Here is a 25,922-nt window from a genome sequence, read left to right as displayed (position 1 = left end):
GCCGGGCTGACGACATTGCCGCCAGACCCTTAGCAATACAAGCCCACTATGCCGCAGTGCGGCGATTTCGTGGGGATAAAAGGCCGCCAGGCGACGACCCTGCTGACTTGGCTACTCGCTGACCAGCCGCTTGAGCGTCTCGACCTCGCTGGCGAGCGCGCTGTCGCTGCCTACCAGCCCCTCGATCTTGCGCACGGCATGGAGAACGGTCGTGTGGTCGCGGCCGCCGAAGCGCCGGCCGATCTCGGGAAGCGATCGCAGGGTGAGCATCTTGGCCAGATACATCGCGATCTGGCGCGGCTTTACCACATTGGCGGTGCGGCGCTGCGAGAGGATGTCGGCCCGGGTGACGTTGTAGTGCTTGGCGACGATACGCAGAATGTCATCGACGCGAACCCGCTTGGGCTCGGAGGAGCGCACGAGGTCCCGCACCGCTTCTTCGGCCATTTCCAGCGTGATGGCACGGGATGTCAGCTGGTTATGCGCGAGCAGCCGGTTCAGCGCGCCGTCGAGATCGCGGCCGTTCTGGCCGCAATTGCGGGCGATGAACTGCAGCACGTCCTGCGGCACGCTGAAGCCAGGATGCTGCTGGGCGAGCGCGGCAACGCGGCTCGCCAGGATTTCCAGCCGCAGATCCTCGTCGAGCGCGTCGATCTCCACCACCAGCCCACCAGCGAGGCGCGAGCGCACCCGTTCTTCCAGCGCATCGAGTTCCGACGGCGGGCGGTCGGCGGCAATGACGATCTGCCGACCGGAATCCATCAGGGAATTGAGGGTGTGACAGAATTCCTGCTGCACGCTCTTGCCCTGCAGGAATTGCAGGTCGTCGATCACCAGGGTGTCGATCTCGCGCACCTGCTCCTTGAAGGCGAGGGCGGATTGGCTCTTGAGCGCGGCGATGAAGCCATACATGAAACGTTCGGCGGTGAGATAGACAACGCGGCGGCCGCGCTCGGCGCCGGCGGCGACGATCGCCTGCAGCAGATGCGTCTTGCCGAGGCCAACGGCGGCGTGGAGATAAAGCGGATTGAACACCGCCGGGCCGCCGGCGGGCGCCTGCGCCACTTTCAACGCTGCGGCGTGGGCAAGCCGGTTGGAGCTGCCCAGTCGATAGGTGCCAAAGGTGAGCCGGGCGTCGAGCGGCGACCCGGAGCCGAGATCGGGCGTGGAAGCCGGGGCGGCGGGGGCGGAGGTGACCGTCTTGATCTCGGCGAGCTGACGCGGCTGCGTGGAAGATTCGGCGCGGGTGATCACCGGCACATGGCCGGGGCTGCGCAGTACCGCGGTGCGTACCGAAAGCTCGACGCGCGAACCGGCGATCTCCTCGTTCCACAACGCATTGAGGCGATCTATGTAATGCTGCTGGATCCAGTTCTTGAGGAAGCGTGTCGGCACGGAAAGGCGCACGGTTTCACCGAAGATGCCGTCGAGCTCCACCCGTGCGAACCAGCTAAGATAGACCTCTTCCCCGATCTCGGCGCGCAGACGGCGGCGCACGCGGTCCCAGAAGTTGCGGGGATCTCCATCGAACCCATCTGCGTCCCCGTTGCCGCGGGGCGGCACGGTGACGGAATCGGAAACGGTCGTCTCGACGATGCTGGACTTGAACATGGAGTCTCCGCTGCTTTTTGGGCGGTTTATTGGAAGCACCGGCCGGCGGCACGTCACGCATGCGTCAAGCAATACGCGGCGCGCGACAAACGCGGCGGTGACGATGGCAAATCGGGAATGCGCGGCCGTCAGGGCGGCGGCGTCACCGGATCAGGCCGGAGGCCCGGAACAGGGGGGCAACGCGGATGAACAGGATGCCTGGATATCGTTCGGCAGATCGCGGTCGGTGAATATTCCCCGAAGCCCGCAGCTGCGGCCGGCGGATCCTGTGCGCGTCATATCAAGCGCGCCCATTCGCGTGAACATAAGAGCCCCTTCGCGGCAAGTGCATTGCCGTCCCTGTTGACGTTTATTGGTTTCAGGTGACGCTATATACGAACGCTACTAGAGTTCCGACGGAGAGTTAAAGTCGTTTGACATTGGTCTCCGTCATTCCCGGCGTACTCTATATACGTGGAGGTGGTGGATGCTGAAAACAACATGCGACACTCCTCCTCACGTGCAATGAGTAGTTCGAAAACTCAACTTTTCGCTGAGATATCCGGCCTCGCCGGATGAAGAGAACATACACAGGGCCTCCCCGTCGCGCAACGCTCTTGGCGGCTTCGGCGGGCTTGCCGCCGGCCGATTCGGCGCCTTGGCGCCAGCAACGCCGAACTGCTAGTCGGCAAATCTCTGACTCCTCTGGAAGATTCAGGAAACCGGCGCGAATCGGGCCGAAACAGGTTTTTTTTAATCGTCCGCGATCGGACTGCTTCGGGGTGGTCGATTCGATGGTGTGTCCGGGGCGTGCCATTCAAGTTATTGATTTATCATCAGAATATTTGTGCGCTCGTTAACGGTTTCCGGATCTCGCGACAGGATTGTCGCTGCGTTAGGGCCGTGTCGGAGTCAAGGCTGGAATGCGACGCCGGAGCTCGGCCGGCAGCCTCTGTGTCGTTCATGTGACGCCTCCAGCCGACGGTTTTCCGATGCTGGCGGACCCCGGGGAAGTTGGAGGTCGCCGCAATGCAAAAAGCCCGGCATGAAGCCGGGCTTTTCATCTATTTTAGTCGCAATTTGCGGTCGATGTGATCAGGCGCTGAGCTTGGCAAGACGCAGGGTCAGGCGCGACACCTTGCGCGAAGCGGTGCTCTTGTGGAGGACACCCTTCTGCGCCGCGCGCATGATTTCCGGCTCGGCCGCCTTGAGGGCAACGGTAGCCGCAGCGCTGTCACCAGCCGCCAAAGCTTCCTCGACCTTGCGGACGAAGGTGCGCATACGCGAGCGACGGCTCGCATTGACCTCGGTACGACGCGCAATCTTGCGAGCCGCCTTCTTGGCGGAGGGCGTATTGGCCATCGGCCGTCCTCTTCGATCGTTGCCAGCACAGCAAAAGCTGTACCAGCAGGAATGTCATGTGACAAAAGGGAAGCGGGCGCTCCGGTTGGGAGCCCCGCGTGAGTGGCGGGCTTATAGTAGGCAGGCGCCGCGGCGTCAATAGCGGCCGGGAGCGTTCACCTGTTGTTAAAGTTCGGGCTGCGTTTCTCGACGAAGGCGGCCATGCCTTCCTTCTGATCGTCGCTGGCGAACAGCGACTGGAACAGCCGCCGCTCGAAGCGGATGCCTTCGCCGAGGGTGGTTTCAAACGAGCGGTTGACGCTTTCCTTCGCCATCATCACCGACGGCAGCGAGAGATTGGCGATGGTGTCGGCCACCTTCATCGCCTCGGTCATCAAATCGGCCAGCGGGACGACGCGGGAAACCAGGCCGTACATATCGGCTTCGCTGGCGCTAAGTGTCCGTCCTGTCAGGCACATTTCCATCGATTTCGCCTTGCCGACCGCGCGGGTGAGACGCTGCGAACCGCCAGCGCCGGGGATGATGCCGAGCTGGATCTCCGGCTGGCCGAAACGGGCATTGTCGGCGGCGAGCAGGATGTCGCACATCATGGCGAGCTCGCAGCCGCCGCCGAGCGCATATCCTGCTACAGCAGCGATTACCGGCTTGCGGAAGCGCGACAGCCTCTCCCACGAGGTGATGAAGTCGCCGGTATAGGTGCCTGGGAAGCTAAGTCCTTGCATTTCCTTGATATCTGCGCCGGCGGCAAAGGCACGGTCCGAGCCGGTGAGGATGATGGTGCTGATGCCGTCATCGGTCTCGAAGCCGTCGAGCGCCCGGTTAAGCTCGGCGATGAGTGCCGAGTTGAGGGCGTTGAGCGCCTTGGGGCGGTTGAGGGTGACGACGCCGATGCGCCCGTCGACATGGACCAGAATATTCTCGTAACCCATTGATACGGCGTCCTTATTTCTGACACGTCCTGCAGTGGAAAGTGGAGCGGCCGGACTGCACCAGCCGCTCGATCTCGCCGCCGCAGCCGGGGGTGAGGCAAGCTTCGCCCGCGCGGCCATAGGCGCGGAAGGAATGCTGGAAATAGCCAAGCGTTCCATCGACTTGCGCGTGATCGCGCAGGGTCGAGCCACCGGCGTGGATGGCCTCTTCCAGCACCTCGCGGATGGTCGCCACCAGGCGTTCGATCAGTGCAGTGGGGTGTATGATGGGATCGATTCCGCCTTCCGGGTGGACGATGGGACCGACGAGGCCGGCCGCCGGCCGGTCCGGGGCGATTCCCGCCCGGTGCAGCGCCTCGCAGACATAGATGTTGCCCAGCCCCGCCACCACGCTCTGGTCGAGCAGCACCGCCTTGATCGGCGAGCGGCGGCCGGCGCAGGCGGCCGCCAGCGCCGCGGCGTCGAAGGCGTTGCCGAGCGGCTCGGGGCCGAGCGAGCGGAACAGCGGGTGCTCCTCCAGCCCGGCGCGCGGCACCAGCAGCATCGCCCCGAAGCGTCGGGGGTCGTTATAGACGATGCGTGTGCCGCCTTCGAAGCCGAATTCGACATGATCATGGGCTGCCGCCTTGGAGCGGGGGAGGGCGAAGGCGCCGGGAAGCTGGGGGGCGGTCGCCGGCGCCTCGATGCGGAAGGAGCCGGACATGCCGAGATGCATGACCAGCACCTCGGCGGGATGGCCGTTCTCGGCTTCGAGGTCGGCGACGAGATATTTCGCCCGTCGCCCCAGCCCGGCGACGCGGCGGCCGGTCAGCCGCTCGGCGAAGCGCTCCGGCAGCGGCCAGCGCAGATCGGGCCGGTGCGCCACCGCCTCGACGAGCCGCGCGCCCTCCATCACCGGGGCAAGGCCACGGCGGACGGTTTCGACTTCCGGCAGTTCGGGCATGGTGCGCTCCTCGCGAGGGACGCACTCTATATAAGAGCAAGACCGGCGAGAAACCCTTCCAGCCCGGCGGCATCGGTGAAGCGATGCGCGTGAAGGCCGGCGGCGCGGGCGCCGTCTATGTTCACCTGCTTGTCGTCGATCATCACCGTCTCATGCGGCGCGGCGCCATAGAGCGCGGCGAGGCGGCGGTAGATCGCCGGATCCGGCTTCTTGGTATTGAACTCGGCGGCGACATGCATGGCCGGGCCGAACACCGCGCGCAGGCCGGGCACCAGAAGGTCGAAATGCTCCTTCATGATGTGCCCGTTATTGGTGAGCAGCGCGATGGGGGTGCGCCGGCTCACCCGCAGCGCCAGCGCCACCGAATCCGGGAACAGCGTCATGGCGAGGCCGCGGGTGCGCGCCCATTCCGGCCGGCCGAACGGCACGCGCAGCGCCGCCGAGATGGCGGCGAGATAGGCGTCGGCATCGAGGCGGCCGGCATCGGCCGCGTCCTCGATGCCGTCCTCCCAGATCAGCCGCGCGACATCGTCGAGGCTGAGCCCCGCCAGTTCGGCGATCGCCTGCTGGCGCGCCGCCACATCGTAATGCAGCAGCACGTCGTCCATGTCGAAGATGACGAGACGGGGAGGGGCGAGCCCGGAAGTCGATCCCGCGGGAGCCATCTGCGCCCCCGTCACGGCAGGGCGTCGTATCCCTCGCCGAACCCCTTGAGGCTGAGCGGGATGCCGATTCCCTCTTCCGGGGTCTGGAACACGATGAAGGTGGCGTTCTGGCCGGTGCGCAGCTGCTGGGTCAGCTTGTCGTCCAGCACCACTTCGGCGACGCAGCCATTCGGCACGCAGCGCACGAAGCCGGCGCGGCCGACATCGGTGCTGTCGATCTTCAGCCCGAGGCCGGAGGGCAGCAGCACGCCGAGGGGGGCGAGCACGCGCAGCAGGCGGCTTTGCCCGTCGGCGGTCTTCAGCACGATGACGGTGAGGCCGACATTCGGCCGGTCGTCGGCCTGCACGCTCTGCAGCAGCACGCACTGCTCGGACTGGGCGCCGGGCGGCGTGTCGCAGCGGATCTGCCATTCGCCGTGCACCGAGCGCACGACGCCCTGGGCATGCGCCGCGCCGCCGGCGAAGCCGACAAGGACGAGCACCGCCAGTATGGCAGGGTGGAGGGCCGGGAAGCCGCGCATGGGCCTTGTCTCCCATCAGGATTGGTCGTTCGGGCGAAACCCGGAGCGACGATAATAACGAGCGGTGAAAAAAGGGCGAATCGCCGTGACGACGATGGCCACCCTCCCCGGGTCCCGATCGGACCCCCGCTCGGGAAAGGGGGTTACAGCGCTCCCGCGCGATGTCAAGAATGCGGCGCCGGCTTCCCCGTCTCTTGCCCGAATTCCCGCGTTCACGTTGCTTGCAGCGGCCTGTGGCGGCCTCGCGCCGGGGGTAGAACCGTTCCAGGTACCCGACGTCTTGTCGCAGAGGTAGAGGCGGTTGTTTCGTTGCCCGGTGGGTTATTTTGTGTTTGATGAAGATCAAATGTGACCGGCGGGCCCTGCCTTGCGGGAGCCGTCGCCGGGAAGGACTGGACGTCGAGGGGAGTGACGATCGCGATGAATGGGCGGACGATCGGTAATTGGACCAGCCATAACTGGATCAACCCCGCCATGCGCGCCGGCGCGGGCTTCGTCGGCGCCGCCGCCGGCGTACTGGGTCTCGCCGGCACGGCCTTCGCCGGCACCGGCCAGCCCTCGCCCTGGCAGATCAATCTGCAGGGCGCGGCGAGCCCGGTGATGGAGAGCATCCACTCCTTCCACTTCTTCCTGCTCGTCATCATCGTCGCGGTGGTGCTGCTGGTGGCGGTGCTGATGGCGGTGGTGGCGTTCAAGTTCAACGAGAAGGCCAACCCGGTGCCCTCGCGCACCACCCACAACACCCTCATCGAGGTGCTGTGGACGGTGGTGCCGGTGCTGATCCTGGTGGCGATCGCCATTCCCTCCTTCCGCCTGCTGTTCCTGCAGCTCGACCTGCCCAAGGCGGAGCTGACGGTGAAGGTGACCGGCCACCAGTGGTACTGGTCCTATGAATATCCCGACAACGGCCCCTTCGGCTTCGACAGCATGATGGTGCAGGAGGCCGACCTCCAGCCCGGCCAGCCGCGCCTGCTCGCGGTGGACAACGAGGTGGTGGTGCCGGTGAACAAGATCGTGCGCATCCAGGTCACTTCCTCCGACGTGATCCACTCCTTCGCGGTGCCGTCCTTCGGCGTGAAGATCGACGCCCTGCCGGGCCGCCTGAACGAGAGCTGGTTCCAGGCGACCAAGGAAGGGGTGTATTATGGCCAGTGCTCCGAGCTCTGCGGCAAGGACCACGCCTTCATGCCGCTCGCCATCCGGGTGGTGAGCGAGGCGGACTTCGCCACCTGGATCGAAGAGGCCAAGCAGAAATTCGCGGCGGGCGAGGCTCCGGCCCGCGTCGCCGCCAACGAGAACGCGCAGCTGCCGGCGGCCCGCTGACCGGTGGCGGACGCCGGGTCCGCAAGCCGGGCCCTGGCGGGCCGGGTGCTGGCAAGTCGGGCTCCGGCAAGTCGGGTTGAGGGATTTAAGAAGCGCGTGCAAGCGCGCGAGTGAGGGACGGATCTATGGCGACGTATGCAGCCGGTCACGCGCACGGGGGCGACCCGACGGGTTGGAAGCGCTGGGTCTATTCGACCAACAACAAGGACATCGGCCTGATGTACCTGATCTTCGCCATCGTGGCGGGGATCGTGGGCGGCGCCCTCTCCATCGGCATCCGCATGGAGCTGCAGGAGCCGGGGATGCAGATCTTCTCCGATCCGCAGACCTTCAACGTGTTCACCACCGGCCACGGCCTCATCATGATCTTCTTCATGGTGATGCCGGCGATGATCGGCGGCTACGGCAACTATTTCGTGCCGCTGATGATCGGCGCGCCCGACACCGCCTTCCCGCGCATCAACAACGTCGCCTTCTGGCTGCTGCCCCCGGCCTTCGCGCTGGCGATCCTGTCGCTGTTCGTCGAGGGCGCCGCCGGCTCCACCGGCTTCGGCGGCGGCTGGACCATCTACCCGCCGCTCTCCTCCAAGCTCGGTCATCCCGGCCCGGCGATGGACCTGCTGATCCTGTCGCTGCACATCGCCGGCGCCTCCTCGGTGCTGGGCGCGATCAACCTGATCACCACCATCCTCAACATGCGCGCCCCGGGCATGACGCTGCACAAGATGCCGCTGTTCGCCTGGTCGCAGCTGGTCACCGCCTTCCTGCTGCTGCTGTCGCTGCCGGTGCTGGCCGGCGCCATCACCATGCTGCTGACCGACCGCAATTTCGGCACCACCTTCTTCGACCCGGCCGGCGGCGGCGACCCGATCCTGTTCCAGCACCTGTTCTGGTTCTTCGGCCACCCCGAAGTGTACATCCTGATCCTGCCGGGCTTCGGCATCATCTCGCATATCGTGGCGACCTTCTCGAAGAAGCCGGTCTTCGGCTATCTCGGCATGGCCTACGCGATGGTGGCGATCGGCGTCGTCGGCTTCGTGGTGTGGGCGCACCATATGTATACGGTGGGCCTGTCCTCCTCGACACAGGCCTATTTCGTGGCGGCGACGATGATCATCGCGGTGCCGACGGGGGTGAAGATCTTCTCCTGGATCGCCACCATGTGGGGCGGCTCGCTGTCGTTCCGCACCCCGATGCTGTGGGCCTTCGGCTTCATCTTCCTGTTCACCGTCGGCGGCGTCACCGGCGTGGTGCTCTCCAATGCCGGCGTCGACCGTTCGCTGCACGACACCTATTACGTGGTGGCCCATTTCCACTACGTGCTGTCGCTGGGCGCGGTGTTCGCCATCTTCGCCGGCTGGTACTACTGGGCGCCGAAAATGTTCGGCTACATGTACTCGGAGACCATCGGCAAGCTGCATTTCTGGCTGACCTTCGTCGGCGTGAACCTGGTTTTCTTCCCGCAGCACTTCCTCGGTCTCGCCGGCATGCCGCGCCGCTATGCCGACTATCCCGACGCCTTCGCCGGCTGGAACTTCGTCTCCTCGATCGGCTCCTACATTTCGGGCTTCGCGGTGCTGGTGTTCCTGTATGGCATCTACCGCATGTTCGCCGCCAAGGTGCCGGCCGGCGCCAATCCGTGGGGCGAAGGCGCGACGACGCTGGAATGGACGCTGCCCTCGCCGCCGCCCTTCCATCACTTTGACGTTTTGCCGCGCATCAAGTGAGCGGATACTGATCCGGACGGCGCCCGCCCCGTGGAGCGCCGTCCGAAACGCGCAGGAAGCGCCGCCCGCGTGGCGGCGCAGTGAAGCCGCAGGCGCCGCCACGCGCGGCGCTGGAGTGACGAAATGACCGACGTCGCATCGCGCGATTATGCCATCACCGCCGAGGAACGCCCGCTCGACGGACCGTCCTATGCCTCGGTGTCCGATTATCTCGCGCTGTTGAAGCCGCGGGTGATGTCGCTCGTGGTGTTCACGGCGCTGGTCGGCATATTGCGGGCGCCGGGCGAGGTGCATCCGGTGATCGCCTTCACCGCGCTGCTGTGCATCGCCATCGGCGCCGGCGCCTCCGGTGCGCTCAACATGTGGTGGGACGCCGATATCGACGCGGTGATGAGCCGCACCAAGCGCCGGCCGATCCCCGCCGGCCGCGTCACCCCAGGCGAGGCGCTGGCCTTCGGCATGACGCTGTCGGTCGGCTCGGTGCTGGTGCTCGGCCTGCTGGTCAACGAACTGGCGGCGGCGCTGCTGGCCTTCACCATCTTCTTCTACGTGGTGATCTACACGATGTGGCTGAAGCGCTCGACGCCGCAGAACATCGTGATCGGCGGCGCCGCCGGCGCCTTCCCGCCGATGGTGGGCTGGGCCGCCGCCTCGGGGGCCATCGGCCTCGAGAGCGTGCTGCTGTTCCTGATCATCTTCTTCTGGACGCCGCCGCATTTCTGGGCGCTGTCGCTCTACAAGGCCGACGACTATGCCCGTGCCGGCGTGCCGATGCTGCCGGTGGTCTCCGGCCCGGACGAGACGCGCCGGCAGATCCTGCTCTACACGCTGCTGCTGGTGCCGCTGGCGATGTCGCCGTATTTCCTCGGCATGGCCGGCCTCGCCTATGGCGTGGCCTCCGGCGTCGCCGGGGCGATGATGCTGGCGCTCGCCGTGAAGGTCTACCGCCTCCGCGAGGGCGCGGTCGCCATCAAGGCCTGCAAGCAGCTGTTCGGCTTCTCCATCCTCTATCTGTTCACGCTCTTCGCGGTGCTGCTCGTCGAGGCGCTGCATCTGCCGTCCTGGCTCTCCGGGCTGGGGGGCTGAGCCGATGGCGCAAGGGAGCCTGACCATGACGGAGCGAGACGGCACGCCGCCGGACGGCAGCCGGCGCGATGCGCTGCCGGACACTGAGGGCCGGCGCGAGCCCGGCGAGGCGCCGGTGGACGGGGTGGTGCTGAGCGAGGAGCAGCGGCGGCGCCGTCGCTCGCGTTCCGTCGCCATCGCGGTGGTGCTGGGCGCGCTGTGCGTGCTGTTCTATGTCGTCACCATCGTGAAGCTCGGCCCCGCCGTGCTGATCCGGCCGCTGTGAGGCGAGGATGAGCGCCAGCGAGCCCCCCCGTCCGGACCGCGCTCCCGCCGGGAGCACCGCCACTTCCCGCCGGCACGGCCTGGTGGCGGCGGGTTGCCTCGCCTTCGTCGCCGTCATGGTCGGCGCCGCCTATGCCTCGGTGCCGCTCTACCAGCTGTTCTGCCAGGTGACCGGCTTCGGCGGCACCACCCAGGTCGCCGCCAGCGCCCCGGCCACCACCTCGAATCGCGAGATCGAGATCCGCTTCGACGCCAATGTCGCGCCGGGCCTGCCCTGGCGATTCCTTCCCGAACAGCGCTCGGTGACGGTGAAGCTGGGCGAGACCAAGCTCGCCTATTACAAGGTCGAGAATATCGGCGCCAAGCCGGTGACGGCGACGGCGAGCTACAACGTCACACCGGCCCAGGCCGGCTACCACTTCGCCAAGATGCAGTGCTTCTGTTTCACCGACCAGACCTTGCAGCCGGGCGAGGTGCTGGACATGCCGGTGGTGTTCTTCGTCGATCCGGCGCTGGCCGACGACCCGGACGCGACCGGGGTGAAGACCATCACCCTTTCCTACACTTTCTTCGCCAAGGCCAAGGTTGCGGAGCCGGTGGCCGCAGCGCCGCCGAAGCCGGGCGAGGCGGGCAAGTCCCCGCTCTAGGGTGTTTTCCCATCGACCGGCGGCAGCGGCGGTCGATGGGAAAACACCGCGGCGGTGGGGCGAGCCGGTCATGCCGGAGCCGGCTTCCGGGCGGGCGCGGCGGGCCTTCGTCCCAAGACTTTTCTCATCGACCGGCAATCTTGCGGTCGATGAGCGAGGGGCCGACCCGCAGGAGCCGCAATTGCCGCGCGGCAATTGCGGAACGGCGATGGCTTTCGGGGGCCTCGGTCCAGCGGGCGGATACGCCGCAGCCGGGGCGTGACCTAGAGGCAGAACGACACATTGCGGCCGCAAAGTCGGACCGCTAGGAATAAGACGGAACGGAGAGCGCGACCCATGGCCGAGGCCCACGCCAAGCAACACGACTACCACCTCGTTGACCCGAGCCCGTGGCCGTTCGTGGTTTCCGTCTTCGCCTTCATCCTGGCGGTGGGCGCGGTGTTCTGGATGCATGGCCAGCTCACCTCGCTGGTGATGATCGCGGGCATGCTCGGCGTCATCTACACCATGGGCGTATGGTGGCGGGACGTCATCCGCGAGGGCCAGCAGCACTACCATACCCGCGTGGTGCAGCTGCATCTGCGCTACGGCATGATCCTGTTCATCGCCTCCGAGGTGATGTTCTTCGTCGCGTGGTTCTGGGCGTTCTTTGACGCCTCGATCTATGCCGGCGAGGCGATCAACTACACCCGCGCCGAATTCACCGGCGGACACTGGCCGCCGCAAGGCATCGAGACCTTCGATCCGTGGCACCTGCCGCTGCTCAACACGCTGATCCTGCTGACCTCCGGCACCACGCTGACCTGGGCGCACCACGCGCTGGTGCACGGCGACCGCCAGAGCGCGAAATGGGGCCTGTGGTGCACGGTGGCGCTCGGGGTGCTGTTCTCCAGCCTCCAGGCCTATGAGTACGCCCACGCCACCTTCGCCTTCTCCGGCAACATCTACGGCGCCACCTTCTTCATGGCGACCGGCTTCCACGGCTTCCACGTCATCGTCGGCACCATCTTCCTCGCCGTGTGCCTCGGGCGGCTCTATGCCGGCCACTTCACCCCGACCGCGCATTTCGGCTTCGAGGCGGCGGCCTGGTACTGGCACTTCGTCGACGTGGTGTGGCTGTTCCTGTTCACCTTCATCTATGTGTGGGGCGCCGGCACCGTCGCCGCACACTGAGCGGTTCACCGCAAGGGTTTGGCGGGGCGGCAGGGGCCGCCCCGTTTGCGTTTTCAGGCCTCGGGAAACCGGGCCGGGAAACGCGAGACAGCCGCCGGGCGAAATGCGACACAGGCGGGTGGCCGACCGCGCGGCCGGCCGCGCGGCGACAGAGAGACGACAATGGACCTGCAGCCGTTCCATACCGGGGTTTCGCCCTATGCCGCCGGCCTGAGCTGCCGCTGCCCGCGCTGCGGCCGCGGCAAGCTGTTCTCCGGCTTCCTCACCGTCGCGCCTTCCTGCACCGAATGCGGGCTCGACTACAGCTTCGACGATTCCGGCGACGGGCCGGTGGTGTTCATCATCCTCGCCGCCGGCTCGCTGGTGGTCGGGCTCGCTTTGTGGGTCGAGCTCTCCTGGTCGCCGCCGTTCTGGGTGCATGCACTGCTGTGGACGCCGCTGGTGCTGGTCTCGACGCTCGGCCTGCTGCGCCCGCTGAAGGCGACGCTGATCGCCCTGCAATACGCCAAGAAGGCGGAGCAGGGCCGGCTCGACAAGGGTGAACCGTGAGCGATTCCACGCCTGCGGCCCGCCGCCCGATGAAGCGCGGCCGGCTCATCGGCCTGGCTGCCAGCCTCCTTGCCTTCGCGGTGCTGGTCTCGCTCGGCGTCTGGCAGCTGGAGCGGCTGGCGTGGAAGCAGGGGCTGATCGCCAAGGTCGAGGCCCGCATCCATGAGGCGGCGGTGCCGGTGCCCGAGGAGCAGGACTGGGACAAGGTCGGCTACGAGGACGACGAGTATCGCCGGGTTCTTGCCACCGGCCGATTCCGCCACGATCTGGAGGTGCAGGTCTATACGCTTGCCGACCAGACGCCGGACGGCGGCGGCGGGCCGGGCTACTGGGTGATCACGCCGCTGGTCACCGCCGAGGGGGCGGCGATCCTGGTCAATCGCGGCTTCGTGCCGATGCGGCTGAAGGACCCGGCCAGCCGGGCCGAGGGCCAGACCGACGGCGTGGCGACGGTCACCGGGCTGATCCGCATGCCGGAGGAGGGCGGGCTGTTCACCCCGCAGAACGACCCGGTGAAGGACGCCTGGTATGTGCGCGACCCCTTCGCCATCGGCGAGGCCAAGGGATTGCTGCGGGTGGCGCCGTTCCTGATCGATGCCGACGGCACCGCCAATCCCGGTGGCTGGCCGCAGGGTGGCCTGACGCGCATCGCCTTTCCCAACCGGCATTTTGAGTATGCGCTGACCTGGTTCGGCCTTGCCGCCTCGCTCGCCGGGGTGGGGGTGGCGGTGCTGTGGCGGCGCCGGCGGCGCGACTGATCCTGCGGCGCGTGCGGGCTGGCTGGCGTCCGCCTCGCGACCTGTGCCAGTCGCGACGTGGGCTTGTCGCGACATGCTTGCCTCGCGGGCGCGCCGCCACTAGGTTGCGGCGCTTTCCGGGGCCCAGAATGCCCCGATCGGTTTCATTGGAGGCGCGAGGTTGCGCTACATCTCGACACGCGGTGAGGCGCCGGCGCTCGCCTTTTCCGACGCGCTGCTGGCGGGCCTTGCCCGCGACGGCGGGCTCTACGTTCCCGAGGCCTATCCGGCACTCGCCCCCGCCGACATCGCTCGCCTCGCCGGCCATTCCTATGCCGAGGTGGCGGGCCGGGTGATCGCGCCATTCGTCGATGCCGCCTTCGCGCCCAAGGTGCTGGCGCCGATGCTGGAGGAGGCCTATGCGAGCTTCCGCCATGTCGCGACGACGCCGCTGGTGCAGATCGCGCCGAACCGCTTCGTGCTGGAGCTGTTCCACGGCCCGACGCTGGCGTTCAAGGACGTCGCCATGCAGCTGCTCGGCCGCATGATGGACCATGTGCTGAGCGAGCGGGATGCGCGCGCCACCATCGTCGGCGCCACCTCCGGCGATACCGGCTCGGCGGCGATCGAGGCGTTTCGCGGCCGCGCCCGCACGGACGTGTTCATCCTCTACCCGGCCGGTAGGGTCTCCGAGGTGCAGCGCCGGCAGATGACCACGGTGCCGGACGCCAATGTCCACGCCATCGCCGTCGAGGGCACCTTCGACGACTGCCAGGCGCATGTGAAGGCGCTGTTCAACGATCTCGCCTATCGCGACCGCATGGCGCTGGCCGGGGTGAACTCGATCAACTGGGCGCGCATCGTCGCGCAGGTGGTGTATTATTTCTATGCCGGGGTGGCACTCGGCGCGCCGCATCGCCCGGTGTCGTTCGTGGTGCCGACCGGCAATTTCGGCGACATCCTCGCCGGTTATGTCGCCAAGCAGATGGGCCTGCCGGTGGCGCGGCTCGCCATCGCCACCAACCAGAACGACATCCTCGCCCGCACGCTCGCCACCGGCCGTTACGAGGTGACCGGGGTGAAGCCGTCCTCCTCGCCCTCGATGGACATCGAGGTGTCGTCGAATTTCGAGCGGCTGCTGTTCGATGCGCATGACCGCGACGCCGGGGCGTTGCGCGGGCTGATGGCCTCGCTGGCGCAATCGGGCGCCTTCTCGCCGTCCAACGAGGCGCTCGCCGCCATCCGCGCCGAATTCGACGCCGGCCGCGCCGACGAACAGGAGACCGCCGCCACCATCGCCCGGGTGCGGGCCGAGACCGGCTACCTCCTCGATCCGCACACCGCCGTCGCCGTCGCGGTGGCCGAGAAGCTGAAGCATGACCCCAAGGTGCCGCAGGTGGTGCTTTCCACCGCGCATCCGGCCAAGTTCCCCGATGCGGTGGAGAAGGCCTGCGGCGAGCGGCCGGCGCTGCCGCCGCATCTGGCCGACCTTCTCGACCGGCCGGAGCGCACCCCGACGCTGCCGAACGACCTCACGGCGATCCGCGGCTACATCCAGGCGCATGCGCGCATCGCGACCGACGCGACATGAGTGATATCGACATGAACGAGCCGCGCATCACCACGCTGGAGAACGGCGTCACCGTCATCAGCGACGCCATGGGCCACCTCGCCACCGCCTCGCTCGGCATCTGGACCGGGGCAGGCTCTCGCGACGAGGCGTCCGGCGAGCACGGCATCTCGCACCTGCTCGAGCACATGGCGTTCAAGGGCACGCGCCGGCGTTCGGCCCGCGCCATCGCCGAGGAGATCGAGGCGGTCGGCGGCGACATCAACGCCGCCACCAGCGTCGAGCACACCTCCTACAATGCGCGGGTGCTCGGCGAGGACATGCCGCTCGCCATCGACGTGCTCTCCGACATCCTCACCGAACCGGCCTTCGACCCCGAGGAACTGGTGCGCGAGCACAATGTCATCATCCAGGAGATCGGCGCCGCGCTCGACACGCCGGACGACCTGGTGTTCGACCTGTTCCAGGAGCGGGCTTTTCCCGGCCAGCCGGTGGGGCGCTCCATTCTCGGCACGCCGGCGAGCGTGAAGTCGTTCGGGCCGGACGCCCTGCGCACCTATCTCGACCGCAACTACCGCACCGGCCGGATGATCGTCGCCGGCGCCGGGGCGATCGACCATGACCGTCTGGTCGAGGAGGCCGCCCGCCGCCTCGCCGGCCTGCCGGTGGGCGACAAGCCGACCCCGGTGGCGGCGGTCTATCAGGGTGGCGTCGAGATCGGCGGCGGGCGCGACCTCGAACAGGCGCATGTGCTGGTCGGCCTCGAGGGCCTGTCCTATCGCGATCCCGGCATCCACGCGCTGCAGGTGTTCACCAACATCCTCGGCGGCGGCATGTCGTCGCGGCTGTTCCAGGAGGTGCGGGAGAAGCGCGGGCTCTGCTACGCGGTCTATGCCTTCCACTGGAGCTATGGCGACACCGGGCTGTTCGGCGTCTATGCCGGCACCGATGCTGGCGACCTCGGCGAACTGGTCAATGTCGTCGTCGACGAGATCGGCGAAACGGTGGAGACCCTCACCGAGGCGGAGCTCAACCGCTCCAAGGCGCAGGCCAAGGTCGGGCTGCTGGCGGCGCTGGAGAGCTCCGGCGCGCGCGCCGACCAGCTCGCGCGGCAGATGCTGGCCTTCGGCCGGCCGATCCCGCTGGAGGAGATCGTCGCCAAGGTGGAGGCGGTGACGCTGGAGGACGCCCGCGCGGCCGGGCGGCGGCTGCTTGCCGGCGGCAAAGCGGGCACCCGGCCCACTTTCGCGGCGCTGGGACCGCAAAAGCCTCTTGAAACCGCGGCCCGCTTCGCCGAACGTCTGGGGTCAGCCTGAATCCCTCGGGCTGAGTTTACCTGTCGTCCCATGGCTCTGTTCCGCAGCGTTTCCTGGCCGGAACCGCCCTCGCTGATCGAGGGCGAAGGCGTCATCCTGCGCGTGCCGCAAATGTCGGACTTCGCCGCCTGGGCGACGCTGCGCGAGGAGAGCCGCAGCTTCCTCGCCCCCTGGGAGCCGCTGTGGCCGGCGCACGACCTGACGCGCGGCGCGTTTCGCCGCCGTATGCGCCGCTATGCCCGCGATCTCAAGGAGGACAACGCCTATCCGTTCCTCGTGCTGCGGGCGGCCGACCGGGTGCTGCTCGGCGGGCTGTCGCTGTCGAATGTGCGGCGCGGCGTGACGCAGACGGCGAATCTCGGCTACTGGATGGGCGCGCCCTTCGCCGGCAAGGGCCACATGACGGCGGCGGTGCGCGCGCTTCTGCCCTATGCGCATGGCACGCTGGGCCTGCGGCGCATCGAGGCCGCCTGCCTGCCGAGCAACCAGCCCTCGATCCGGCTGCTGCAGCGGGTCGGCTTCCGCCGCGAGGGCTATGGCCGGGAATATCTCTGCATCAACGGCGTGTGGCAGGACCATCTCTTGTTCGGGCGGCTCTCCAGCGACCCGGTGGCACCGGCGCCGACCCCGGCCCGCCCGACGCTGGTGCGCGATGCCGACGAGGAGCGGCACGGCTGAGGCTCAAGGTCGAAAGGGACCGGGCCGTTGCCGGACTGTCGCCGGGCTCGCGAATGCCGCGCGGCGGTGCCGCCCGCGTGACGCGGATGCTTCGGGAAGCCGGAAGAAGGGTCTCATTGGGGTAATGGCGCGATGGGCATGACATCGACCAGTGTTCAGATGCCCGTCAGTCTGGAATTCATATAAAAAGTGACCTTCCCAGACTAGAAATCATAAAAACTGTGAGCGTGCGAAGGTGAATATTCGTTCCTGTGATCGCACGATCGGGTTTTCCCGATTGACGGCGGGGCGGAATGACGCGAAAAGTGAAGTACAGGCATAAATTTAGAATTATTCTAAATAGCTGGTCACTTGGTTCCGCCGCACGATGATTGTGTGTTCGTGTAACGTGCTGTCCGACACGCAGGTTCGCGCCGCCATCGCCGACCCCGAGGCGAGCGTGCGCACCGCCGGACAAGTGTATCGCTGCCTCGGCTGCAGCCCGCAATGTGGCCGCTGCGCCCGCACCATCCGCAAGCTGATCGACGACATCAACGCTCCCGCCTGCGGCGCCTGCCCGCTGGACTGCGCCGCGCATGCGCATGCGCACGACCATGCCGCCGAGCCGGTTCTCGCCGATCTGGTCCCGGCCAATCTCCTGGCGGCGGAATAGCGGGGCTTCCATCCTGTACGGGCCGGCGCGTGCCGCGCGAGACCGCGTCCCGCGACCTCAGGCGTGCCACCCCGGGCTTCGTGCTCCCTGCTCCCGAACATCCCGATCTTGAATTCGTGCAGGGCGAAGATCGGCCTCGCGCATGAGGGCGGATCGCGTGGGATAACCGTTCCGCCGCGGCGCGCCGACGGCTTGTCATTCGATTGGAATAATTCTAAAAAGATCGCCTAAGCTCGAATCATCGAAAAGGCGAGGCCATGAAGGGCGACACCAAGGTCATCGAATACCTCAACCGCGGCCTGCGCTCGGAGCTGACGGCGATCAACCAATATTGGCTGCATTACCGCATGCTCGACAATTGGGGTTTCAAGAAGCTGGCCGCCAAGTGGCGCGCCGAATCCATCGAGGAGATGCAGCACGCCGACAAGTTCGTCGACCGCATCCTGTTCCTCGAAGGCTTCCCCAATTTGCAGGTCCTCGATCCGCTGCGGATCGGCCAGGACATCAAGGAAGTGATCGAGTGCGATCTCGCCGCCGAGATCGAGGCCCGCGCGCTCTACCAGGAGGCCGCCTCCTATTGCGACGAGGTGAAGGACTATCCGAGCCGCGACCTGTTCAAGGAACTGATGGCGGACGAGGAAGGCCATATCGACTTCCTCGAGACCCAGCTCGACCTGATCGCCCGGCTCGGCGTGCAGCTCTATGCCCAGCACCATATTGGCGAGCTCGGCTGAGACACGGCGCCTCCGAACCGCAGCAAGATACCAAAGGCCGGTCGCGAGACCGGCCTTTTTCATGTGCGTTGCCGCCACACAGATTTAAGTTAGAATAACTATAAACTATTGAGATCACTTATCTTTTGTTTGACCCGCCCTCGGGCCTCTTCTAACGCAACGGCATGGGCAGGCGCCTACCGCCCCAGCCGTGGCGGCAGCCGGCGGATGCGCCAGGAGGAGGAACGCATGAGGACGAAGCAGGCCGGCACTCTGGCACGGCGCACGATTCTGGGCGGTCTCGTCGCCGCCGCCGCTGCCTTCGCGCCGCTGGGGGCGAGCGCGGAAGAAGTGGTGAACGTCTACACCACCCGTGAGCCGGCGCTCGCCAAGCCGGTGTTCGACGCCTTCACCGAGAAGACCGGCGTGAAGGTCAACACCGTCTTCGTGAAGGAAGGCCTCGCCGAGCGCGTGAAGGCCGAGGGTGCCGCGTCGCCCGCCGACGTGCTGATGACCGTAGATATCGGCAACCTGCTCGACCTCGTCGACCAGGGCGTGACGCAGAACGTCAAGTCCGAGGTGCTGGAGAAGGCGATCCCCGCCAATCTGCGCGGCGCCAACGGCGAGTGGTTCGCGGTGTCGATGCGCGGGCGCGTGGTCTATGCCTCCAAGGACCGGGTGAAGCTGACCGCCATCACCTATGAGGACCTCGCCAAGCCGGAGTGGAAGGGCAAGATCTGCATCCGCTCGGGCAAGCACCCCTACAATACCGCGCTGATCGCCGCCTATATCGCCCATCACGGCGAGGCCAAGGCCGAGGAATGGCTGAAGGGCCTCAAGGCCAATCTCGCCCGCAAGCCGGCCGGCGGCGACCGCGAGAACGCACGCGACATCCTGGGCGACATCTGCGATCTCGGCGTGGCCAATTCCTACTATGTCGGGCTGATGCGCTCCGGCAAGGGCGGCCCCGAGCAGGAGAAGTGGGCCGAGGCGATCAACGTCATCCTGCCGACCTTCGAGGGCGGCGGCACCAATGTGAACGTCTCCGGCGCCTCGGTGGCCAAGAATGCCCCGAACCAGGCCAACGCGCTGAAGCTGATGGAATTCCTGGTCTCGCACGAGGCGCAGGACGTCTATGCCAGGGCAAATTTCGAGTATCCGGTCGTCGCCGGCTCGACGGTCGACCCGATCATCGCCGCCTTCGGCCCGCTGAAGATCGACAATCTCGACATCGCCAAGATCGGCCAGTATCGCAAGGCCGCCGCCGATCTGGTCGACAAGGTCGGCTTCGACAACTGACCCGGCAAACGGAGCGGCGCGACGCTGCTCCGCCATCTGCGCGCGCCCGTTCCCGCAACGGGCGCGTTCCCGTTTCGAGGACGACTTCGAAAGTCGCTCCGCGCGTGGTGACGCTACCTTGGCGATGAGTTCCCCGGCGACCTACCGGCCTTCCAGCGTTTCCGGCATCTCCGGCGCGGCCGGCCGGCTCATGCGCCTCGGGGCACTCGCCATTGTCGGGCTGGTACTGCTGCCGCTCGCCGCGCTGCTCGCCACCGCCGCCCACGGTACTGGCGACCTGTGGCCGCATATCCTGCGCAACGTGCTGCCGGTCGCCATCACCGACACGGCGATGCTGGTGCTGGGCGTGGGGATCATCGCCGGCACCATCGGCACCGGCACCGCCTGGCTGGTGGCGGTGTGCCGGTTTCCCGGCCGCGGGCTGTTCGAATGGGCGCTGCTGCTGCCGCTCGCCATCCCCACCTATATCCAGGCCTTCGTCTATGTCGATGCGGTGCATCCGCTGGGGCCGATTCCCACCGCGATCCGCGCCGCCCTCGGCATGAAAAGCCCGCGCGACCTGTGGCTGCCGGAGGTGCGCAACATCTGGGGCTGCATCCTGCTGCTCGGCTTCGTGCTGTACCCCTATGTCTACCTGCCGGCGCGCGCGGCCTTCCTGGTGCAGACCGCCTCGGCGCTGGATGCCGCCCGCACGCTGGGGCACGGCGCCACCGCCACCTTCTTTCGCATCGCGCTGCCGCTGGCCCGCCCGGCGATCGCCGTCGGCGTGACGCTGGCGCTGATGGAGACGGTGAACGATATCGGCGCCTCGGAATTCCTCGGGGTGCAGACGCTTACCCTGTCGATCTATTCCACCTGGCTGAACCGCTCCAGCCTGCCCGGCGCGGCGCAGATCGCGCTGTTCATGCTGGTGATCATGGTCGGCCTCGTCATGCTGGAGCGCTGGGGCCGGCGGCATATCAGCCACGCCAATGTCGGCAACCGCGCCCGCCCGCCGATGCGGCGCGAGCTCTCGGCATGGGCGGGGGCGACCGCCTTCCTCGCCTGCCTGGTGCCGGTGACGCTCGGCTTCCTGGTGCCGGCCGGGCATCTGGTCAACGCCGCCTATGGCCGCTTCATGTTTCGCGGCCTGCCCGAGACGCTGCTGCCGGAGGCGCTGAACACCGCGCTGTTCGCCGCCATCGGCACCGTGCTGGCGCTCGGCTGCGGGCTGCTGCTGGCGATCGCCGCCCGTACCGGCACGGTGCGCTCCCTACTGCTGCTGCGCTTCGCCGCCCTCGGCTATGCGGTGCCCGGCACGGTGCTGGCGGTGGGATTGCTGGTGCCGCTGGCCGGCTTCGATAATCTGGTCTCCGCCACCGTCCAGTCGCTTGGCGGGCCGGCGCTGGGGCTGATCGTCTCCGGCTCGGGGGCGGCGCTGATCATCGCCTATGTCATCCGCTTCCTCGCCATACCGGTCGGGGCGCTGGAGACCGGCTACGAGAAGGTCGGCATGAGCCTCGACATGGCGGCGCGCGGGCTCGGCGAGGCGCCGGGCGGGGTGGTGCGGCGCATCCACCTGCCGCTGCTGCGCCCGGCGCTCGGCACCGCGGCACTGCTGGTGTTCGTCGACTGCATGAAGGAACTGCCGGCGACGCTGATGCTGCGCCCGCTGAATTTCGAGACGCTGGCGAGCCAGGTCTATGGCGAGGCCGCGCGCGGCTCCTATGAGGACGGCGCGCTCGCCGCCCTGGTCATCGTGCTGGTGGGGCTCATCCCGGTGATCCTGCTGGCGCGGCTGTCGCGTCCGCACGCCGGGTGAGGCGACCCTTTGCTCGGAACCCCTGAAATCCGTCGTTCCGAGTAGCCGACTCCTTCTTCCCTCTCCCCGCCCCGAACTCGGCTGTGCCGAGTTCGGTTCTGGTAAGCCCGAAACCGGAAATATCCGGCTTCGGCGAAGAGGTGGCCCGCGTAGCGGGTCGGTGAGGGGGGACGACGTTGGGGACCGTCGAAGACCCCTCACCCCAACCCTCTCCGCCAATATCGGATGTATCCGATATTGGCTTTGCAGAGCGCTGAACTCGGCAACTGCCGAGTTCAGATCGGGGAGAGGGGGCAGGTCGCGCGGGTTGGCGATGTGCCGCTCAGCTCGCCAGTTCCGGCAGGTTGCGGTAGAGGTCGAGCGCCTCGGGATTTGCCAGCGCCTCGGTGTTCTTCACCGGCCTGCCATGCACTACCTCGCGCACCGCAAGCTCGGTGATCTTGCCGGAGCGGGTGCGCGGAATGTCGGTCACCGCGACGATCTTCGCCGGCACATGACGCGGCGAGGCGCCGACCCGGATCTGCGTCTTGATGCGCTTCTCCAGCTCGACATCGAGCGCCGCACCGGCCTTGAGCCGCACGAACAGCACCACGCGCACGTCATTGTCCCATTCCTGGCCGATGGCGATGGCCTCCAGGATTTCCGGCACCTGCTCGGCCTGGGCGTAGATCTCGGCGGTGCCGATGCGCACGCCCTGCGGGTTCAGCGTCGCATCCGAACGGCCATGGATGATGATGCCGCCATGCGCGGTCCATTCGGCGAAGTCGCCATGGCACCAGATATTGTCGAAGCGCTCGAAATAGGCGGCGTGGTACTTGGTGCCCTCCGGGTCGTTCCAGAACATCACCGGCATGCAGGGGAAGGGCCTGGTGCAGACCAGCTCGCCGCGCTCGCCGACGACCGGCTTGCCGTCGTCCGACCAAACTTCGATGGCCATGCCGAGGCCGGGGGCCTGGATCTCGCCGCGATAGACCGGCGCGGTGGGATCGCCCAGCACGAAGCAGGACACGATGTCGGTGCCACCGGAAATCGAGGCGAGGTGCAGGTCGCTCTTGATCGCCTCATAGACATAGGCGAAGTCGGCCGGCGCCAGCGGCGAGCCGGTGGAGGTGAGCGCCTTCAGCTTCGACAAATCATGGGTGTTGACCGGGCGCAGCCCCTCCTTGCGCAGCGAATCGATGTACTTCGCCGAAGTGCCGAACAGCGCGAAACCCTCCTGCTCGGCATAGTCGAACAGCACGGAAGGCTTCGGCGCGAAGGGCGAGCCGTCGAACAGGCACAGGGTGAGCCCGCTGGCGAGGCCGGTGACCAGCCAGTTCCACATCATCCAGCCGCAGGTGGTGAAGTAGAACAGCCGGTCGCCCGGATGCAGGTCGCATTGCAGCCGGTGTTCCTTGATGTGCTGGAGCAGCGTGCCGCCGCCGCCATGCACGATGCATTTCGGCACCCCGGTGGTGCCGGAGGAAAACAGGATGAACACCGGGTGGTTGAACGGCACCCGCTCGAAAGTAAGCGGCGCCGATTCGAAGGGCGCGATGAAGGAGTCGAGCGAGGCGCCGTTCGGCAGCGTGCCCGCGACCTCCTCGGCCTCGCCGAGATAGGGCACGATGACGGTCGTCACCGCGCTGTCGAGATGCGGCACCACCGCGCGCAGCTTGTCGCCGATGCCGACACGCTTGCCGGAGTACCAATAGCCGTCGCAGGCGAAATACAGCTTGGGGGCGATCTGGCTGAAGCGGTCGAGGATACCGCGCTCGCCGAAATCCGGCGAGCAGGAGGAGAAGATCGCGCCCAGCGAGGTCGCCGCCAGCATGATGGCGATGGTCTCCGGCAGGTTGGGCATGGTCGCCGCCACCCGGTCGCCAATACCGACTCCGGCCGCCTTCATCGCCTGCTGCAGGCGGGAAACCAGGGTGGTGAGTTCGCCGAAGCTGACATGCCGCTCTACCTTGTCCTCGCCGCGGAACACCATGGCGAGGCTGGCGGGATCGCGCGGGCGCAACAGGTTCTCAGCGTAGTTCAGACGCGCCTGCGGGAAAAAGGCGGCGCCGGGCATCCGGCCGCCATCGACGAGGGCGGGTCCGCTGCGCTCGCCGATCACCTCGCCGAGTTCCCACACCGCTTCCCAGAAGGCGGCCGGCTCGGCGATCGACCAGGCGTGCAGGTCGCGATAGCTGGCAAGTGCGGTGCCGTGGCGTTGGTTGACGGTGCGGATGAAAGCGACGACGGCGGTGCGTGCGACGCGCTCCTCGCTCGGCGTCCATAGCGGCAGATCGGTATCCGCACTCATCAAAGGTTCCCTCCCAGGCTCCAGCGGCGACGATATCATCGGTGTTTGTCGGGTGGCGTTTGTTGAGGATTTGTCGCACCCGGCGAATTCATAGCGCCGGGTCCACAACTTGTCAGGCCATGAAACAGACACAGAGGGACAGGATGTTGCACTATGTCGGCGATTGGTTTTATGCCAGCTCGCCGCCGGTCGACGACGGGAGGGGTGGTTCGTCGGATTAGCAAGCGACGGGCAGCGCAGCATGCGGAATGCCGACGGGGTTGTGGCGACACGCGATGAGAAAACTGCTGGCGATCCTGCTGCTGCCGCTCCTCCTTGTAGTGGTAGGCGCCGCCGTGGCTCCCAAGCTCGCCTCGCAGGAGCGGCTGCGTGCCGAGGCGCTCGACCTGATGCGCGCCGCTACCGGCATGGACGCGGCGATCGACGGTGACGTGCGCTTCGAAGTGCTGCCCTGGCCGGCGCTGGAGATGCAGGGAGTGCGCATCGGGCAGGACGACGGCGCCAGCCTGAGCGTGCCGCATCTGCGAATCGTGCTTGACCTGTTGCCGCTGGTCACCGGCGCGGCGCGCGCCGACTATATCGCGCTGGCCGACCCGGTGCTGATCGTTCCCGACCGCGTCTCCAATACCGGCATGCTCGCCGAGCTGCTGCGCCGCATCGGCACCGGCACGCTGGCCGGTGAGATCCGGGTGATGGACGGCCTGCTGCGCCTCACCGATGGCGATGGCGGCACCGTCACCACGGCGCGGATGAACGCCACCATCGACTGGCGGGGCGGCAGTTCGCTGAACCTCGACGGCGGGCTGATCTGGCATGACCAGCCGATGGACGTCGACGTTGCCTTCTCGCAGCTCGGCGCGCTGGCCCAGGGGCAGAATGCCCGGCTGCGCGCCTCCACCTCCGGACCGCTCGGCGATCTCTCCTATGAGGGCAGCTTCGGCTTCGCCAGCGGGCTTTCCGGCGAGGGGGCCGTCTATGCCGCCGCGCGCTCGGTGCGCGCGACGCTGGACTGGCTCGGCCTCGACGCGCCGACCGAAGGCGGCTTCGGCCCGTTCACGCTGAAGGCGGACATGCTGTATTCCGGCCAGTCGGCGGCGTTGAGCCGGGTGCGGCTCGAACTCGACGGCAATGTCAGCGAGGGCGGCTTCAACCTGCGCTTCGACGAGGGGCGCCCGCGCATCCAGGGCTCGCTTGCCACCGGGACGCTCGATCTCGCGCCCTACGGCCAACTGGTGCTGGCGGATCCCGACGGACGAAACTGGAGCCGCGATCCGATCGAGACGCAGCGGCTGGGGCGCTTCGACCTCGATCTGCGGCTCTCGGCCGGCGAGGTGCGCGTCGGCGGCACCAAGCTGGAGCGCTTCGCCGCCAGCGCGGTGGTGAAGGGGGGCAAGCTGTCGCTCGCCATCGGCGAGGCCGAGGGCTGGCAGGGCATCTTCCGCGCCTCCGCCCAGGTGGCGCCGGTGGCGGCCGGAACCGAGGTGCGGGTCGAACTGGTCTGCGAGGACGTCGCGCTCGCCCAGGCGCTCGGCGACATCTTCCGCACCCAGAGGCTGGAAGGCACCGGCTCGTTCCGGCTGACCGCCGCCGGCAGCGGCCGCGACATTGCCGGCATTGTCGGTAGCCTCGACGGCAGCTTCCGGCTGCAGGGCGCCACCGGGGCGCTGGTCGGCATCGACGCGCCGCGCATCCTCTCGCGGCTGGCGGAGCGCCCGCTGTCGGGCGTCGGCAATCTGCGCGGCGGCCGTACCGGCTTCGACAGCATCGCGGCGGAAGCGACGATCGCCGGCGGCGTCGCCAGCCTCACCGCGCTTTCCATCGACAGCACGCGGCTGGCGGTGCGGATGAACGGCACCGCCTCGATCCTGTCGCGCGACCTCGATCTTGCCGGCACCGCGATGCTGAAGGATGCCAGCGGAACGGCGAGCCCGTTCGAGCTGCCCTTCGTGGTGCGGGGAGACTGGGACGACCCGGTCCTGCTGCCCGATCCGCAATCGCTGATCCGCCGCTCCGGCGCGGCGCGGCCGCTGTTCGGCCCGCGGATGGAGGCAACCGGCATCCTGGCGCCGCCGCCCTGAGCTTCGGGC

General features: G+C 67.4%; 23 protein-coding genes. 16 read left to right on the top strand and 7 right to left on the bottom strand.

Annotated elements, in window-relative coordinates:
• Positions 1 to 111: 111 nt before the first annotated feature.
• The 6 genes from dnaA to KHC24_RS18920 form a co-directional block, all read right to left on the bottom strand.
• Positions 112 to 1,611 (bottom strand): chromosomal replication initiator protein DnaA, encoded by a 1,500-nt coding sequence (gene dnaA, locus KHC24_RS18945; RefSeq protein ID WP_213364860.1) that lies wholly within the window; start codon positions 1,609 to 1,611, stop codon positions 112 to 114.
• 1,074 nt (positions 1,612 to 2,685) lie between these two features.
• A complete protein-coding gene (gene rpsT, locus KHC24_RS18940; protein WP_213364859.1) occupies positions 2,686 to 2,952 on the bottom strand; it encodes a 30S ribosomal protein S20 in 267 nt (88 codons plus the stop codon).
• A gap of 155 nt (positions 2,953 to 3,107) precedes the next feature.
• Positions 3,108 to 3,881, bottom strand: a complete 774-nt coding sequence (locus KHC24_RS18935) for an enoyl-CoA hydratase (RefSeq protein ID WP_213364858.1) — start codon at positions 3,879 to 3,881, stop codon at positions 3,108 to 3,110.
• 13 nt (positions 3,882 to 3,894) lie between these two features.
• Positions 3,895 to 4,824 carry a bifunctional DNA-formamidopyrimidine glycosylase/DNA-(apurinic or apyrimidinic site) lyase gene (gene mutM / locus KHC24_RS18930; RefSeq protein ID WP_213364857.1) on the bottom strand — a complete coding sequence of 310 codons (930 nt, stop codon included), beginning with the start codon at positions 4,822 to 4,824 and terminating at the stop codon, positions 3,895 to 3,897.
• 26 nt (positions 4,825 to 4,850) lie between these two features.
• Positions 4,851 to 5,489: an HAD family hydrolase gene (locus tag KHC24_RS18925; RefSeq protein ID WP_213364856.1), complete on the bottom strand. Its 639-nt coding sequence runs from the start codon at positions 5,487 to 5,489 to the stop codon at positions 4,851 to 4,853.
• Positions 5,490 to 5,500: 11 nt separating this feature from the next.
• The gene (locus KHC24_RS18920; RefSeq protein ID WP_213364855.1) at positions 5,501 to 6,010 is read right to left on the bottom strand and encodes an invasion associated locus B family protein; all 510 of its coding nucleotides are present in this window, start codon (positions 6,008 to 6,010) and stop codon (positions 5,501 to 5,503) included.
• A 474-nt stretch (positions 6,011 to 6,484) separates the two neighbouring features.
• On the opposite strand from KHC24_RS18920, the gene coxB reads away from it, so the two are divergent.
• The 15 genes from coxB to KHC24_RS18845 all read left to right on the top strand — a co-directional run bounded on the left by coxB (position 6,485) and on the right by KHC24_RS18845 (position 21,545).
• On the top strand, positions 6,485 to 7,333 hold the full coding sequence (gene coxB, locus KHC24_RS18915) for a cytochrome c oxidase subunit II (RefSeq protein WP_213365196.1): 849 nt from the start codon (positions 6,485 to 6,487) through the stop codon (positions 7,331 to 7,333).
• A 125-nt stretch (positions 7,334 to 7,458) separates the two neighbouring features.
• The gene (gene ctaD, locus KHC24_RS18910) at positions 7,459 to 9,060 is read left to right on the top strand and encodes a cytochrome c oxidase subunit I (protein WP_213364854.1); all 1,602 of its coding nucleotides are present in this window, start codon (positions 7,459 to 7,461) and stop codon (positions 9,058 to 9,060) included.
• Between the two features lie 123 nt (positions 9,061 to 9,183).
• Complete coding sequence (locus KHC24_RS18905; protein ID WP_213364853.1) at positions 9,184 to 10,146, top strand: heme o synthase; 963 nt, start codon at positions 9,184 to 9,186, stop codon at positions 10,144 to 10,146.
• A gap of 25 nt (positions 10,147 to 10,171) precedes the next feature.
• Positions 10,172 to 10,411 carry a hypothetical protein gene (locus KHC24_RS18900; RefSeq protein WP_271180632.1) on the top strand — a complete coding sequence of 80 codons (240 nt, stop codon included), beginning with the start codon at positions 10,172 to 10,174 and terminating at the stop codon, positions 10,409 to 10,411.
• Between the two features lie 7 nt (positions 10,412 to 10,418).
• Positions 10,419 to 11,057 (top strand): cytochrome c oxidase assembly protein, encoded by a 639-nt coding sequence (locus KHC24_RS18895; RefSeq protein ID WP_213364852.1) that lies wholly within the window; start codon positions 10,419 to 10,421, stop codon positions 11,055 to 11,057.
• Between the two features lie 336 nt (positions 11,058 to 11,393).
• Positions 11,394 to 12,230, top strand: a complete 837-nt coding sequence (locus tag KHC24_RS18890) for a cytochrome c oxidase subunit 3 (protein WP_213364851.1) — start codon at positions 11,394 to 11,396, stop codon at positions 12,228 to 12,230.
• Positions 12,231 to 12,392: 162 nt separating this feature from the next.
• Positions 12,393 to 12,779 (top strand): DUF983 domain-containing protein, encoded by a 387-nt coding sequence (locus tag KHC24_RS18885; RefSeq protein ID WP_213364850.1) that lies wholly within the window; start codon positions 12,393 to 12,395, stop codon positions 12,777 to 12,779.
• On the top strand, positions 12,776 to 13,537 hold the full coding sequence (locus KHC24_RS18880) for an SURF1 family protein (protein WP_309299345.1): 762 nt from the start codon (positions 12,776 to 12,778) through the stop codon (positions 13,535 to 13,537). The genes KHC24_RS18885 and KHC24_RS18880 overlap by 4 nt, the downstream gene beginning before the upstream one ends.
• Before the next feature lie 160 nt (positions 13,538 to 13,697).
• Positions 13,698 to 15,107 (top strand): threonine synthase, encoded by a 1,410-nt coding sequence (gene thrC, locus KHC24_RS18875; protein ID WP_213364849.1) that lies wholly within the window; start codon positions 13,698 to 13,700, stop codon positions 15,105 to 15,107.
• Positions 15,104 to 16,402: a M16 family metallopeptidase gene (locus KHC24_RS18870; protein ID WP_246547147.1), complete on the top strand. Its 1,299-nt coding sequence runs from the start codon at positions 15,104 to 15,106 to the stop codon at positions 16,400 to 16,402. Before thrC ends, KHC24_RS18870 begins: the two co-directional genes overlap by 4 nt.
• Positions 16,403 to 16,432: 30 nt before the next feature.
• Positions 16,433 to 17,080: a GNAT family N-acetyltransferase gene (locus tag KHC24_RS18865; RefSeq protein WP_213364848.1), complete on the top strand. Its 648-nt coding sequence runs from the start codon at positions 16,433 to 16,435 to the stop codon at positions 17,078 to 17,080.
• A gap of 367 nt (positions 17,081 to 17,447) precedes the next feature.
• Entirely contained in the window at positions 17,448 to 17,732 is a 285-nt protein-coding gene (locus KHC24_RS18860) for a (2Fe-2S)-binding protein (RefSeq protein WP_213364847.1), read from the top strand.
• Between the two features lie 257 nt (positions 17,733 to 17,989).
• The gene (gene bfr / locus KHC24_RS18855) at positions 17,990 to 18,466 is read left to right on the top strand and encodes a bacterioferritin (protein WP_213364846.1); all 477 of its coding nucleotides are present in this window, start codon (positions 17,990 to 17,992) and stop codon (positions 18,464 to 18,466) included.
• A 228-nt stretch (positions 18,467 to 18,694) separates the two neighbouring features.
• On the top strand, positions 18,695 to 19,744 hold the full coding sequence (locus KHC24_RS18850) for a Fe(3+) ABC transporter substrate-binding protein (protein ID WP_213364845.1): 1,050 nt from the start codon (positions 18,695 to 18,697) through the stop codon (positions 19,742 to 19,744).
• Positions 19,745 to 19,868: 124 nt separating this feature from the next.
• Positions 19,869 to 21,545, top strand: a complete 1,677-nt coding sequence (locus tag KHC24_RS18845; RefSeq protein WP_213365192.1) for an ABC transporter permease — start codon at positions 19,869 to 19,871, stop codon at positions 21,543 to 21,545.
• A gap of 322 nt (positions 21,546 to 21,867) precedes the next feature.
• Here KHC24_RS18845 and KHC24_RS18840 read toward each other — a convergent pair whose 3' ends face one another.
• Entirely contained in the window at positions 21,868 to 23,835 is a 1,968-nt protein-coding gene (locus KHC24_RS18840) for an acetoacetate--CoA ligase (RefSeq protein ID WP_213364844.1), read from the bottom strand.
• 275 nt (positions 23,836 to 24,110) lie between these two features.
• Here KHC24_RS18840 and KHC24_RS18835 point away from each other — a divergent pair, with 275 nt between their 5' ends.
• Positions 24,111 to 25,913 carry an AsmA family protein gene (locus KHC24_RS18835; protein WP_213364843.1) on the top strand — a complete coding sequence of 601 codons (1,803 nt, stop codon included), beginning with the start codon at positions 24,111 to 24,113 and terminating at the stop codon, positions 25,911 to 25,913.
• Positions 25,914 to 25,922: the final 9 nt, after the last annotated feature.

This window comes from Ancylobacter defluvii (genome assembly GCF_018390605.1).
GTDB classification, from domain to species: domain Bacteria; phylum Pseudomonadota; class Alphaproteobacteria; order Rhizobiales; family Xanthobacteraceae; genus Ancylobacter; species Ancylobacter defluvii.
Note: the sequence above shows the minus strand (reverse complement) of the source record. Positions and strands in the feature narration are given on the sequence as shown.

Excerpts from the sequence above, each read along its gene's own strand:
- dnaA (WP_213364860.1), bottom strand. The coding sequence starts at position 1,611 with ATGTTCAAGTCCAGCATCGTCGAGACGACCGTTTCCGATTCCGTCACC.
- rpsT (WP_213364859.1), bottom strand. The coding sequence starts at position 2,952 with ATGGCCAATACGCCCTCCGCCAAGAAGGCGGCTCGCAAGATTGCGCGT.
- KHC24_RS18935 (WP_213364858.1), bottom strand. The coding sequence starts at position 3,881 with ATGGGTTACGAGAATATTCTGGTCCATGTCGACGGGCGCATCGGCGTC.
- mutM (WP_213364857.1), bottom strand. The coding sequence starts at position 4,824 with ATGCCCGAACTGCCGGAAGTCGAAACCGTCCGCCGTGGCCTTGCCCCG.
- KHC24_RS18925 (WP_213364856.1), bottom strand. The coding sequence starts at position 5,489 with ATGGCTCCCGCGGGATCGACTTCCGGGCTCGCCCCTCCCCGTCTCGTC.
- KHC24_RS18920 (WP_213364855.1), bottom strand. The coding sequence starts at position 6,010 with ATGCGCGGCTTCCCGGCCCTCCACCCTGCCATACTGGCGGTGCTCGTC.
- coxB (WP_213365196.1), top strand. The coding sequence starts at position 6,485 with ATGCGCGCCGGCGCGGGCTTCGTCGGCGCCGCCGCCGGCGTACTGGGT.
- ctaD (WP_213364854.1), top strand. The coding sequence starts at position 7,459 with ATGGCGACGTATGCAGCCGGTCACGCGCACGGGGGCGACCCGACGGGT.
- KHC24_RS18905 (WP_213364853.1), top strand. The coding sequence starts at position 9,184 with ATGACCGACGTCGCATCGCGCGATTATGCCATCACCGCCGAGGAACGC.
- KHC24_RS18900 (WP_271180632.1), top strand. The coding sequence starts at position 10,172 with ATGACGGAGCGAGACGGCACGCCGCCGGACGGCAGCCGGCGCGATGCG.
- KHC24_RS18895 (WP_213364852.1), top strand. The coding sequence starts at position 10,419 with ATGAGCGCCAGCGAGCCCCCCCGTCCGGACCGCGCTCCCGCCGGGAGC.
- KHC24_RS18890 (WP_213364851.1), top strand. The coding sequence starts at position 11,394 with ATGGCCGAGGCCCACGCCAAGCAACACGACTACCACCTCGTTGACCCG.
- KHC24_RS18885 (WP_213364850.1), top strand. The coding sequence starts at position 12,393 with ATGGACCTGCAGCCGTTCCATACCGGGGTTTCGCCCTATGCCGCCGGC.
- KHC24_RS18870 (WP_246547147.1), top strand. The coding sequence starts at position 15,104 with ATGAGTGATATCGACATGAACGAGCCGCGCATCACCACGCTGGAGAAC.
- KHC24_RS18865 (WP_213364848.1), top strand. The coding sequence starts at position 16,433 with ATGGCTCTGTTCCGCAGCGTTTCCTGGCCGGAACCGCCCTCGCTGATC.
- KHC24_RS18860 (WP_213364847.1), top strand. The coding sequence starts at position 17,448 with ATGATTGTGTGTTCGTGTAACGTGCTGTCCGACACGCAGGTTCGCGCC.
- bfr (WP_213364846.1), top strand. The coding sequence starts at position 17,990 with ATGAAGGGCGACACCAAGGTCATCGAATACCTCAACCGCGGCCTGCGC.
- KHC24_RS18850 (WP_213364845.1), top strand. The coding sequence starts at position 18,695 with ATGAGGACGAAGCAGGCCGGCACTCTGGCACGGCGCACGATTCTGGGC.
- KHC24_RS18845 (WP_213365192.1), top strand. The coding sequence starts at position 19,869 with ATGAGTTCCCCGGCGACCTACCGGCCTTCCAGCGTTTCCGGCATCTCC.
- KHC24_RS18840 (WP_213364844.1), bottom strand. The coding sequence starts at position 23,835 with ATGAGTGCGGATACCGATCTGCCGCTATGGACGCCGAGCGAGGAGCGC.
- KHC24_RS18835 (WP_213364843.1), top strand. The coding sequence starts at position 24,111 with ATGAGAAAACTGCTGGCGATCCTGCTGCTGCCGCTCCTCCTTGTAGTG.